This is a genomic window from Kitasatospora sp. NPDC048545 (assembly GCF_040651155.1).
Taxonomy (GTDB): domain Bacteria; phylum Actinomycetota; class Actinomycetes; order Streptomycetales; family Streptomycetaceae; genus Kitasatospora.
Map to the genome: position 1 here is coordinate 1 of NZ_JBEZIQ010000020.1, position 12020 is coordinate 12020.

The window sequence follows — 12020 nt, forward strand, 5'->3', positions numbered from 1 at the left end:
CGCCCGGTTACATTCCGAACCCGGAAGCTAAGCCTCACAGCGCCGATGGTACTGCAGGGGGGACCCTGTGGGAGAGTAGGACGCCGCCGAACAATTCTTCGAGAGAAGCCCCCGCCGGGTGAACCGGACGGGGGCTTCTCTGTTGTATGGTCAACGTGCATTGTCCTCACACGGTACAGGAGGCCCCCGGGTGGAGGTCCAGGAGACGCGGGTCCAGACCGATCGCGTCCTCACCATCCCCAACCTGCTGAGCATGGGCCGGCTGGTCGGCGTTCCGCTCTTTCTCTGGCTCATTCTGTGGCCGGTCTTCGGGGGGCCCAACAATGACGGTTGGGCGTTGCTGATCCTGATGCTCAGTGGAATCAGCGACTACCTGGACGGAAAGCTCGCCAGGCGGTGGGGGCAGATCAGTCGGGTGGGCCAGGTGCTGGACCCGCTGGCCGACCGGCTCTATGTGCTGTCCACGCTGGTCGGATTGACCTGGCGTGAGATTCTGCCGTGGTGGCTCACGGCGATTCTGCTGGCCCGGGAGGTGTTCATCGCCGCGCTGCTGCCCATTCTGAACAAGCACGGTTACGGGCCGCTGCAGGTGAGTTTCCTGGGGAAGGCCGCCACCTTCAACCTGATGTACGCGTTTCCGCTCCTGCTGCTCGGCAGTGTGGACAGTTGGATCGCGCGGCCGGCCGAGGTGGTGAGCTGGGCCTTCATCTGGTGGGGGACCACGCTGTACTGGTGGGCGGCCATTCTGTACGCGGTTCAGGCGCGGCAGATCATCAAGGGGCGTCCGGCGGGCTCGGCGTCCGCAGTCTGAGACGTGATCTGAGAGAAGCCCCACGCTCCACCGGTGCGTCGGACGATACCTTCCGGGTAGAGAACCCTCTGGAACGGTTTGATGGACCTGCTGGTCCACCACCGCGAAGGAGGACGCACCCGTAATGAAAGCCGTTGTAATGGCAGGGGGCGAGGGCACTCGACTCCGCCCGATGACCTCCAGCATGCCGAAGCCACTGCTTCCGGTCGCCAATCGGCCGATCATGGAGCATGTGCTTCGGCTGCTGAAGCGGCACGGCCTCTCCGACACCGTGGTCACCGTGCAGTTCCTGGCGTCACTGGTCAAGAACTACTTCGGTGACGGTGAAGAGCTGGGCATGCATCTGACCTACGCCCACGAGGAGACACCTCTGGGCACGGCGGGGAGTGTCAAGAACGCCGAGGACGCGCTCAAGGACGACTCCTTTCTGGTGATCTCCGGTGACGCGCTGACCGACTTCAATCTCTCCGAATTGATCGACTTTCACCGAAGCAAGGACGCGCTGGTCACCGTCTGTCTCACCAGGGTGCCGAATCCACTGGAGTTCGGTATCACGATCACGGACGACGACGGCAGGGTCGAGCGCTTCCTGGAGAAGCCGACCTGGGGGCAGGTCTTCTCCGACACGGTGAACACGGGTATCTACGTGATGGAACCCGAGGTCTTCGACTACGTCGCGGCGGGTGAGTCCGTCGACTGGTCGAGCGACGTCTTTCCCCAGCTGTTGAAGGAGGGCAAGCGGGTCTACGGATACGTCGCCGAGGGCTACTGGGAGGACGTCGGCACCCACGAGAGCTACGGCAAGGCCCAGGCGGACGTCCTGGAGGGCAAGGTCGAGGTCGAGCTGGACGGGTTCGAGATTTCGCCCGGAGTCTGGGTCGCCGAGGGGGCCGAGGTGGACCCCGAGGCGGTGCTCCGCGGGCCGCTGTACATCGGGGACTACGCCAAGGTCGAGGCCGGCGTCGAGATCCGCGAGCACACCGTGCTGGGCAGCAACGTGGTCGTCAAGCGCGGCGCGTTCCTGCACAAGGCCGTGGTGCACGACAACGTGTACATCGGGCCGCAGAGCAACCTGCGCGGCTGCGTGGTCGGCAAGAACACCGATGTGATGCGGGCCGCGCGGATCGAGGACGGTGCGGTGATCGGGGACGAGTGCCTGGTCGGCGAGGAGTCGATCATCGGGGCGAACGTCCGGGTCTACCCGTTCAAGACCATCGAGGCCGGCGCCGTCGTCAACACCTCGGTGATCTGGGAGTCGCGCGGGCAGGAGCACCTCTTCGGCGTCCGCGGCGTGTCGGGGATCCTGAACGTCGAGATCACCCCGGAGCTCGCCGTCCGGTTGGCCGGGGCCTACGCGACGACGCTGAAGAAGGGTGCCACCGTCACCATTGCGCGTGACCACTCGCGTGGTGCCCGTGCGCTCAAACGGGCGATGATCTCGGCCCTGCAGACCTCGGCGATCGATGTCCGCGACCTGGAGAACGTGCCGATGCCGGTGGCCCGGCAGCACACGGCCCGGGGGAGCGCGGGCGGGATCTTCCTGCGGACCACCCCGGGGGTGCCGGACTCGCTGGACATCCTGTTCTTCGACGAGCGGGGCGCCGATCTCTCGCAGGCCGGGCAGCGCAAACTCGACCGCGTCTACGCGCGCCAGGAGTACCGGAGGGCCTTCCCGGGCGAGATCGGGGACCTGACCTTCCCGTCCAGCGTCTTCGATTCCTACGCGGGCAACCTGCTGCGGACGGTGGACACCACCGGGGTCCGGGAAGCCGGGCTGAAGGTGGTGGTGGACACCGCGCACGGCAGTGCGGGTCTGGTCCTGCCGAGCATCCTCGGCCGGCTCGGGGTGGAGGCGCTCACCGTCTCCAGCGGGCTCGACGAGGCGCGGCCGACCGAGGACGCGGAGACGCGGCGGGCCGGGCTGGCCAGGCTCGGCGAGCTGGTGGCCTCCTCGCGGGCAGCCTTCGGTGTCCGGTTCGACCCGGTCGGTGAGCGCGTCGCGTTCGTGGACGAGCTGGGCCGGGTGATCGACGACGACCGGGCGCTGCTGGTGCTCTTGGACCTGGTGGCGGCGGAGCGACGCAGTGGCCAGGTGGCGCTCCCGGTGACCACGACGCGGATCGCCGAGCAGGTCGCGGCGTACCACGGCACCCAGGTGATCTGGACCACGACGACCCCGGACGACCTCGCGAAGGCGGCCTCCGCCGAGGGCACGGTGTTCGGCGGGGACGGGCGCGGCGGCTTCGTGGTGCCCGAGTTCAGCGGGGTGCTGGACGGGGCCGCGGCCTTCGTCCGGCTGGTCGGCCTGGTGGCGCGGACCCAGCTCACGCTGAGCCAGATCGACGCGCGGATCCCGCAGGCGCACATCCGGCGCCGGGACATTGCGACGCCCTGGGCGGCCAAGGGCATGGTCATGCGCTCGGTGGTGGAGGCGGCCGGCAGCCGGCGGCTGGACACCACCGACGGTGTCCGGGTGGTCGAGGCGGACGGGCGCTGGACGCTGGTGCTGCCCGATCCGGCCGAGGCGACCACCCACCTGTGGGCGGAGGGCCCGGACGACGAGGCCACCGAGGCGCTGCTGGACGAATGGGCGGCGGTGGTCGAGGGCGCCGGGCGGTGACGACCCGGAGTCGGTGACGGTACGGCCCCGATCGGCGGGGCGCGCGGCATCGTTCGTGCGCCCCGCTGTCCGATTTCACCTCATTCGGAATAATCCGCCACTTCCGTCATGTGTGCGCCGTGTGTGCAGCTCAGGGGCCGTGCACGGGCCCCCTCGTCGTCGTGGGACGATGGTCCGCATGCCAGCAACGCCGACGCCGAGTGCCCCGAACGGGCGGTACAACCGCCCGGACGCCTCGATGTCCCTGCTGACCAACGTGATGGACCACAGCCTGGACGAGGGCTACGCCGAAGCGGCCGCCGCGCGGGGCGGTGCCCACGACAGCCGGATACCCGGAACGCTCCGGGGACTGCTCACGCTGGGCGCGGGTCTGGCGCTGGTCGGAGCGGTGGTGACGGTGGGCGCGGTGAACGCGCACAAGGCCGAGCCGTCGCTGGCCAAGGAGCGGGACGCGTTGATCCACCGGATCAACGACAGCAACACTGCGGCCGACCAGATGCAGAAGCAGGTGCAGGAGCTGCGGCGCAAGGTCGACAGCACGCAGCAGCAGGCGCTCGCCTCGGGGGAGGGCGACACGGGTGGTCTGACCGGCGCCGTGGGGCTGGGCGAGGTCACCGGGCCGGGCATGAAGCTGGTCCTGGAGGACGCCGCGGGGACGGGAGCGGGCGGCAACGTCGACCCGCGGGCGGGGCAGGGCTTCTCCAACAGCGGCCGGCTGCGGGACCGCGACCTGCAGCTGGTGGTGAACGGACTGTGGGGGTCGGGGGCGGAGGCCGTCGCGATCAACGGGCAGCGGCTGACCGCGCTCTCCGCGATCCGGGCCGCGGGCGAGGCAGTGCTGGTGGACAACCGGCCGCTGGTGCCGCCGTACAGCATCCAGGCGATCGGGGACGGGCCGAAGCTCCTCACCGCCTTCGAGAACGACATGGCCGGGCAGTACCTGCGGCTGCTCCAGGAGAAGTACGGCATCAAGTCGACGCTCTCCACGCAGAAGAGCCTGACGCTGCCGGCGGCGGTGGGGGTGACGCTGCGGACCGCGCAGCCGGTCACGCCCGAGTCCTCGTCGGCCGCGAGCCCCCCGGCCACGCCCGCGGCGGGCGGAACGTCCTCGGCCGGCCCCGGAACTCCGGAGAGCCCAGGCGCGTCCGTCTCACCATCGGCCCCACCGGCTTCACCATCCGCTTCACCAACCGCGACCAGCGGTGGTCCGACCCCCAAGCGGCGCCCGTCGACCGGAACCGCCAAGACCACGACAGGGACAGGAGCAGCCAGACCGTGATTGCCGTACTGGGTCTTGTGATCGGGGTGGTCGTCGGCCTCTTCGTCCAACCCGAGGTGCCTGACGCCGTTGTGCCCTACCTGCCGATCGCGGTGGTCGCGGCGCTCGATGCGGTGTTCGGCGGTGTCCGGGCGATGCTCGACGGGATCTTCAACGACAAGGTGTTCATCGTCTCGTTCCTGTCGAACGTGGTGGTCGCGGCATTGATCGTCTTCCTCGGTGACCAGCTGGGCGTCGGCTCGCAGCTGTCCACGGGCGTGGTCGTCGTCCTCGGCATCCGCATCTTCTCCAACGCGGCCGCGATCCGGCGCCATGTCTTCCGTGCCTGAGTCGGGCCGCACGGCGGCGGAGGAGGAGCGGGAGCCGGAGGCGCCGGTGGCCGCGCGGACCGCTGAGCGGACCGTCGGGAAGCCGCCTGCACAGCCGGACCGGAGGACGGCTGAGGAGAGGACCGAGGAGAGGACCGAGGAGACGGCCGGGAAGGTCGTCGAGGAGGGCACCGAGGCGCCCGGGCCGGAGAAGGGCGCGGACACCCGGCCGGCTGCTCCGGCGGACGCCGACGGGTGTGCCGAGGATGCCGGGGCGGCACCGGCGGAGGAGGAGTCCGACGCTGAGGCTGAGCTTGAGGCCGCCTCGACGCCCGAGCCGACGCTCAGGTTGCTGAAGCCGGTCCTGCCGGAGCGTTCACCGGGGCCGGAGCGCGCGCCCGAGTCGCCGGCCCGGCCGGTGCCCGCGCCCGGGCCGGCCGCCCGGGCCGCTGCGGCCGTCGAGCCCGCGCCCGCCGTCGTGCCGGAGTCCGAACCCGAGCCGGTCGCGGAGGAGGCCGTGGCGCAGCCGCCCGCCGCCGTGGACCGCAGCGCCGGTCGGCGGCGCCTGCAGGCGGCGCTGTGGCCGCCGCGGTTGTCGCGCGGACAGTTGGTGGTGGCGCTGCTGCTGTTCTCGCTCGGCCTGGGGCTCGCGATCCAGGTGCGGTCGACCAACGACCACCACAGCCAACTGCGCGGGGCCCGCCAGGAGGACCTGGTGCGGATCCTCGACGAACTGGACAGCCGTCAGCAGCGTCTCCAGCAGGAGAAGGCGGAGCTGGAGCAGTCCCTGGCGAAGTTGGAGAACAGCTCCAACCAGGCCAAGGAGGCCCAGGAACAGACCAGGAAGAAGGTGACGGAACTCGGTGTTCTCGCCGGTACCGTCAAAGCCACTGGTCCGGGCATCGTACTCACGGTCGATGATCCCCAAGGGCAGGTGAAGGCAGATATGCTGCTGGACACCCTGCAGGAACTTCGAGCGGCGGGGGCGGAGGCGATTCAGATCAACGATGTGCGCGTGGTGGTCAACACCTACTTCACCGACCTGTCGGGCGGTGGGGTGCAGATCGACGGGAAGAAGGTCTCGCAGCCCTATCGGTTCACCGTCGTGGGGAACCCGCAGGATCTGACACCCGCGCTGAACATCCCGGGAGGTGTCGTCCGCACGCTGGAGAGCCACCAGGCGCGGGCGACGATCACCCAGCAGCAGAGGGTGGTCGTCGACGCCCTCGTGGATCCGAAGACGCCGCAGTACGCCAAGCCGGCATCGAAGTGACGAGGCGTCCGACGAACGGCCCGTCAGGGGTCGGCGGCACCCGCTGCGGGGCGTCGCCGTCACGTGGGCGAGACTGGTTCACACCAGTACGCTCCGGAGCAACAACCGCAGCACCAACTGTCGGAGTGCCACTCCAGCGGGCCCGAGCCGCAACCGGTTTCGCAGCCCGTCCGAGGTTCTCACCCTGCCCCGCGGGCGGGTCTGTCACACGCAAGGGGATTCGCCCGTGAGTTTCTTCTCGAAGTTGTTCGGTCGCAACAAGGACCGTGACGCCGCCGCCGTCGAGGCGCCCACCGCGCGCCACCGCCGGCCGGAGGACGAGCCCGCGGTGCCGGGCATGCGACCCGCCCCCGAGGCCGCTCCGTACGCCGGACAGCAGTTGTTCCGGGACGGCGGCGCCGCCCAGTACGCGGGGAATCAGGCGGGCTACGGCGCGTCGGTTGACCCCTCCGGCGACCCGCGCATAGGTTTCCCGTCAGGACCCTCAACCTCTGGTGGAGGGTTTGCCCCGGACCCGTACGCCGGGCACAACCCGTCGGGTGTGCCGCGCCAGGAGGCTGTGAACATGGCTGGCTCCTCTCCGTGCCCCAGGTGCGGCAACCAGAACCCGGCCTCGGCCCGGTTCTGCTCCAACTGCGGCACCGCCCTGCGCGGCGGTCTGCTGCCCGAGGGGGCGGCGGAGACCACGTCGACCATCTCCATCTCCGGCCTGGAGTCGTACGACCCCAACACCACGACCGGCACCGGTGCCACGCCGGCCCTGTCGGCCGAGGTGCTGTCGGCGATCGACGCGCTGCCGCCGGGCTCGGCGCTGCTGATCGTGCAGCGCGGCCCGAACTCGGGCAGCCGGTTCCTGCTCGACTCCGACGTCACCACGGCGGGGCGCCACCCGCAGGGTGACATCTTCCTGGACGACGTCACGGTCTCGCGCCGCCACGTGGAGTTCCGCCGCACCCCGGCCGGCTTCAGCGTCGCGGACGTGGGCAGCCTCAACGGCACCTACGTGAACCGGGAGCGGATCGACGAGGTGTCGCTGAACAACGGCGACGAGGTCCAGATCGGGAAGTACCGGCTGGTGTTCTTCGCCGGCCACAACCGGGGGTACTGAAACCAACGTCGGCAGGAGCCCGAGTGAATACGAATACCCCTTCCTCTTCTCTCGGGGCGGCCACCCCAGTCGCGTCCGGTCCGCAGGCGGACCGCGGCGGGCGCGGGGTGGTCGCGGGCCCCAGGCAGCCGGTCCGCGCGGAGCGGTCCGCCGGGCGGCGCCGCGGCGGTGACGAACTGCTGAGCATCGGCGCGGTGCTCGCCTTCCTGCGCGACGACTTTCCCGAGGTCACCATCTCCAAGATCCGCTTCCTGGAGGCGGAGGGGCTGGTCGAGCCGCAGCGCACGCCCTCCGGGTACCGCAAGTTCAGCCCGGCCGACGTCGAGCGGTTGGCCTACGTCCTGCGGATGCAACGGGACCACTACCTGCCGCTGCGGGTGATCCGCGAGCACCTGGACGCCATCGAGCGCGGCGAGAGCCCGCCGGCGCTGCCCTCCGCCGCCGACACCCGGCCCGGACCGGTGGAGGAGGCGGACCGCGAACTGGTGGCCTCCGCCGACGTCCCGTCCGGGGTCCGGCTGGGGCGCGCCGAGCTGCTGGCCGCCGCCGAGGCCGGCGAGCGGGAACTCGTCGAGTGGGAGTCCTACGGGCTGGTCGCGCCGGGCCCGGACGGCGGGTACGACGGCGAGGCGCTGCAGGTGGCACGGCTGGTCGCGGAGCTCGGCCGGTACGGCCTGGAGCCGCGGCACCTGAGAGCCATGAAGGCGGCGGCGGACCGCGAGGTCGCACTGGTGGAGCAGGTCGTGGCACCGCTGCGCCGGCACCGGAACCCGCAGACCAGGGCCCACGCCGAGGCCACCGCGCGGGAGCTCGCGACGCTGTCCGTGCGGCTGCACGCCGCAATGGTCCAGGCCGCTCTGCGGACCCGCGGGTAGCCGTACGAACGGCCTCCGGACGCCGGGGGCACCGCGCTGACCAGCGGCGTCTGCTCTGCGCTTTCATATCCGGGACCGGAGCCATAGGGTTGCCTGTGTGAATGAGCTCGACGTCGTGGGTGTCCGAGTGGAGATGCCTTCCAACCAGCCGATCGTGCTGCTGCGGGAGGTCGGGGGAGATCGCTACCTGCCGATCTGGATCGGCCCCGGCGAGGCGACCGCGATCGCCTTCGCCCAGCAGGGCATGACGCCGGTGCGCCCGCTGACGCACGACCTGTTCAAGGACGTCCTGGAGGCGCTCGGCCAGCAGCTCACCGAGGTGCGGATCACCGATCTGCGGGAGGGCGTGTTCTACGCCGAGCTGGTGTTCGCCGGCGGGGTCGAGGTGAGCGCCCGGCCGTCCGACGCGATAGCGCTCGCGCTGCGGACCGGCACGCCGATCTACGGGAGCGAGGAGGTGCTCGCCGAGGCGGGCATCGCGATCCCGGACGAGCAGGAGGACGAGGTCGAGAAGTTCCGGGAGTTCCTCGACCAGGTCTCGCCCGAGGACTTCGGGGGCGGCGGCCCGCAGTAGCGGGGCCGCGACTACGGCTGTTCGGCTTATTCGTTTTGCCAAAAACCGTCGACCTACCCACACTAGGGGCACGAAAAACCACTCTCCTGAGTGACGTGGTTTGTCTGGCCCGGCGTGGCGATCGTTGACGGGTCATAGGGGACTGCCTACCGTCAGGAGTGGCTGTCCGGGTGGCCGATGCCCGCAGTCGGGTTGCCCGCAGCACAAGTGGACGGAGGCAAGCATGAGCAGCACCGGCGATGACGCGGCCGTGGGAGGCCTGTGCGCCGTGCACGTGCCGCGCACCGCTCGCACCGTCACGGACCTGTCCCGGGTGGGCAGGTTCCCGGCCGTGCAGCCGGGGCAGCCCGCCATCGAGCGGCTGGCCCCGACATCCGAACTGATCGGCTACCGCGGCCCGACGGCCTGCGCGGCGGCCGGCATCACCTACCGCCAGCTGGACTACTGGGCCCGCACCGGGCTGCTGGAACCCAGCGTCCGGACGGCGTACCCGGCGACCAGCCAGCGGCTCTACAGCTTCCGCGACGTCCTGCTGCTCAAGATCGTGAAGCGGCTGCTCGACGCGGGCGTCTCGCTCCAGAACATCCGGGTCGCCGTCGCCCACCTGCAGGCCGCGGACCAGGCCGACCTGGCCGGGATGACGCTGATGTGCGACGGCGCGACGGTGTACGAGTGCGCCACTCCGCAGCAGGTGGTCGATCTGCTGAAGGGCGGTCAGGGGGTCTTCGGCATCGCGGTGGGAGCGGTCTGGCGGGAGCTGGAGCTCACCCTCGGGCGGCTGCACGCCGAACGCACGGACACCGGCGAGACACTGGTCGGGCAGGACCCGGCCGACGAACTCGCCCAGCGGCGCAACCGGGCGGTCTGAGCACCGACTTCGACGGGGCCGCGGGCCCGGACGGGGAACCGTTCGGGCCCGCGGCCTCGTCGTGTTGCCTGGAAACGATCGAGGGAGGGGCACGTGGGGGTCGGCACCGGGATATCGGGGCTGCTGCGGCGCAGGGCCGGACTGCTGGGGACACGGCTGCGGCAGCGGCGGACGCAGCGCAGGGTGTTCCAGGTCGGGACGGTGCTCTGCACGCTCGCACTGGCACCGAGCGCCTGGGTGTGGATCTCGGCGGGCGACCGGGTCGGCACGGTGGAGAGCGCGCCGTCCGCGCCCGTCGCGGTGGTCTTCGGCGCCGGGCTGGACCAGGGCAAGCCCTCGCCGTACCTGGAGCACCGGCTGGTCGCGGCGGTAGACCTGTACCGCGAGGGCAAGGTCCGAGCGATCCTGGTGACCGGCGACAACGGGCGGGTCGAGTACGACGAGCCCGACGCGATGTTCACGTACCTGACCGGGCACGGGGTGCCCGCCGAGCGGGTGGTCCGGGACTACGCCGGCTTCGACACGTGGGACTCCTGCACCCGCGCGCACCGGATCTTCGGGGTGGACCGGGCCGTGCTGGTCAGCCAGGACTTCCACGTCCGGCGGGCGCTGGCGCTCTGCGAGGCGGCGGGCATCCGGTCGTACGCCGTCGGGGTGCCGGAACTGCACGACGAGACCTGGCTGTACGGCGGGCTGCGGGAGGTGGCCGGGGCGGGCAAGGCGGCGGTCAACGCCTGGCTGCGGCCGGACCCGGTGTTCCTCGGCCCCAAGGAGGACGGCATCCCCGAGGCGCTGGCGAGCGCGGCGGCCAAGCAGCCGTAGGCGGGCGTCCGGCCGGGTTCGTACGCACTGTCGGACCCGTACGCGATGATCGGCGGGTGCGATCACTGCCGAGCATCATCCACCTCGACATGGACGCCTTCTTCGCGGCGGTGGAGCAGGCGGCCAAGCCGAGCCTGCGCGGCAAACCGGTGATCGTCGGCGGGCTCGGCGGGCGGGGGGTCGTCTCCACGGCCTCCTACGAGGCGCGGAAGTTCGGGGTGCACTCGGCCATGCCGATGGCGCAGGCTCGGCGGCTCTGTCCCAACGCGGCTTTCCTGTCGGGCCGTTTCGAGGCCTACCGGCAGGTCAGCGAGACCGTGATGGGCCTGCTGCGGGAACTGTCGCCGCTGGTGCAGCCGCTCAGCCTGGACGAGGCCTTCGTGGACCTGGAGGCCGGTCCGTACGGCCCGGTGCTGGCGGAGACGGACCACGACACCGGCGAGCGGCTGGTGCTCGCGCTGGCGGAGGATCTGCGGGCTGACATCCGGCGGCTCACCGGACTGACCGGTTCGGTGGGGGCCGCCGGGTCCAAACTGATGGCCAAGATCGCCTCCGAGCAGGCCAAACCGGACGGCCTGGTGCTGATCGAGCCCGGGCAGGAACGGGCCGTGCTCGGGCCGATGCCCGTGCGGGCGCTGCCCGGGATCGGGCCGGCCACCGAACAGGTGCTGCGCAGGGCCGGGCTGAGTACCGTCGCCGACCTCGCCGAGGCGGGCGAGACGGAGCTGGTCCAGCTGCTCGGACGGGCGCACGGCGCCGGGATCCACCAGATGGCGACAGGACTGGACGAGCGGCCGGTGGTGGCCGACCAGGACGCCAAGTCCGTCTCGGTGGAGGACACCTACGAGGTGGACCTGGCCGACCGGGAGCGGGTGCTGCGCGAGGTCGAGGCGCTGGCCGCCCGGTGCGTGCGGCGGCTGCGAGCGGCCGGGCGCTCGGGGCGGACCGTGGTGCTCAAGGTGCGGCGGTTCGATTTCTCGACGCTGACCCGCTCGGAAACGCTCGGCGGACCCACGGACGACGAGTCCGTGATCACCGCGACCGCACGACGGCTGGCCGAACAGGTGGACATCACCGGCGGGGTCCGGCTGCTCGGCGTCGGTGTCGCCCAACTCGCCGACTACACCCAGGAGGACCTGTTCGCGCAGGCCCTGCGGGAGGAGGTGGCGGAACACGCGGAGGCGGCGGAGGAGGTCGAGACCGCCGAGGAGGAGCCGGAGGCCGTCACGGTGCGGCGGTGGATGCCCGGACAGGACGTCCGGCACGCGGAGTTCGGGCCGGGCTGGGTGCAGGGCAGCGGCGTCGGGAGGGTCACCGTGCGGTTCGAGACGCCCTGGAGCGGGCCCGGGAGAGTGCGGACCTTCGCGGTGGACGACCCGGCGCTGGAGCCGACGCGGCCGCTGCCGCTACGCCAGGACGAGGACCCGGACACGGACGGCGGGGCGGACGACGGGCGCTGAGGGGGCGCCGAGGGGCGGGGGG

11 protein-coding genes and 1 rRNA gene are annotated in these 12020 nt (G+C 71.1%); all 12 read left to right on the forward strand.

What is annotated here, in order from left to right; all coding sequences use genetic code 11:
* Positions 1–92: ribosomal RNA gene (gene rrf, locus AB0D10_RS20095) — 5S ribosomal RNA — on the forward strand; the annotation flags it as partial.
* Positions 93–190: 98 nt separating this feature from the next.
* A complete protein-coding gene (locus AB0D10_RS20100) occupies positions 191–811 on the forward strand; it encodes a CDP-alcohol phosphatidyltransferase family protein (protein ID WP_360257977.1) in 621 nt (206 codons plus the stop codon).
* 124 nt (positions 812–935) lie between these two features.
* Entirely contained in the window at positions 936–3431 is a 2496-nt protein-coding gene (locus AB0D10_RS20105; protein WP_360257979.1) for a mannose-1-phosphate guanyltransferase, read from the forward strand.
* 178 nt (positions 3432–3609) lie between these two features.
* Positions 3610–4710, forward strand: coding sequence for a DUF881 domain-containing protein (locus tag AB0D10_RS20110; protein WP_360257982.1), 1101 nt, complete (start codon positions 3610–3612; stop codon positions 4708–4710).
* Positions 4707–5039, forward strand: coding sequence for a small basic family protein (locus tag AB0D10_RS20115; RefSeq protein ID WP_030062488.1), 333 nt, complete (start codon positions 4707–4709; stop codon positions 5037–5039). Before AB0D10_RS20110 ends, AB0D10_RS20115 begins: the two co-directional genes overlap by 4 nt.
* A 328-nt stretch (positions 5040–5367) precedes the next feature.
* Complete coding sequence (locus tag AB0D10_RS20120) at positions 5368–6291, forward strand: DUF881 domain-containing protein (protein ID WP_360257984.1); 924 nt, start codon at positions 5368–5370, stop codon at positions 6289–6291.
* A 226-nt stretch (positions 6292–6517) separates the two neighbouring features.
* Positions 6518–7399: an FHA domain-containing protein gene (locus AB0D10_RS20125; RefSeq protein WP_360257985.1), complete on the forward strand. Its 882-nt coding sequence runs from the start codon at positions 6518–6520 to the stop codon at positions 7397–7399.
* A 179-nt stretch (positions 7400–7578) separates the two neighbouring features.
* Entirely contained in the window at positions 7579–8274 is a 696-nt protein-coding gene (locus tag AB0D10_RS20130) for a MerR family transcriptional regulator (RefSeq protein WP_360258253.1), read from the forward strand.
* 97 nt (positions 8275–8371) lie between these two features.
* Positions 8372–8848 (forward strand): bifunctional nuclease family protein, encoded by a 477-nt coding sequence (locus AB0D10_RS20135; RefSeq protein WP_030062493.1) that lies wholly within the window; start codon positions 8372–8374, stop codon positions 8846–8848.
* Positions 8849–9071: 223 nt separating this feature from the next.
* The gene (locus tag AB0D10_RS20140; RefSeq protein WP_360257987.1) at positions 9072–9716 is read left to right on the forward strand and encodes a MerR family transcriptional regulator; all 645 of its coding nucleotides are present in this window, start codon (positions 9072–9074) and stop codon (positions 9714–9716) included.
* A 156-nt stretch (positions 9717–9872) separates the two neighbouring features.
* Positions 9873–10538: an ElyC/SanA/YdcF family protein gene (locus AB0D10_RS20145; protein ID WP_360258255.1), complete on the forward strand. Its 666-nt coding sequence runs from the start codon at positions 9873–9875 to the stop codon at positions 10536–10538.
* A 56-nt stretch (positions 10539–10594) separates the two neighbouring features.
* Entirely contained in the window at positions 10595–11998 is a 1404-nt protein-coding gene (locus tag AB0D10_RS20150) for a DNA polymerase IV (RefSeq protein WP_360257989.1), read from the forward strand.
* Positions 11999–12020: the final 22 nt, after the last annotated feature.

Excerpts from the sequence above, each read along its gene's own strand:
- AB0D10_RS20140 (WP_360257987.1), top strand. The coding sequence starts at position 9,072 with ATGAGCAGCACCGGCGATGACGCGGCCGTGGGAGGCCTGTGCGCCGTG.
- AB0D10_RS20110 (WP_360257982.1), top strand. The coding sequence starts at position 3,610 with ATGCCAGCAACGCCGACGCCGAGTGCCCCGAACGGGCGGTACAACCGC.
- AB0D10_RS20105 (WP_360257979.1), top strand. The coding sequence starts at position 936 with ATGAAAGCCGTTGTAATGGCAGGGGGCGAGGGCACTCGACTCCGCCCG.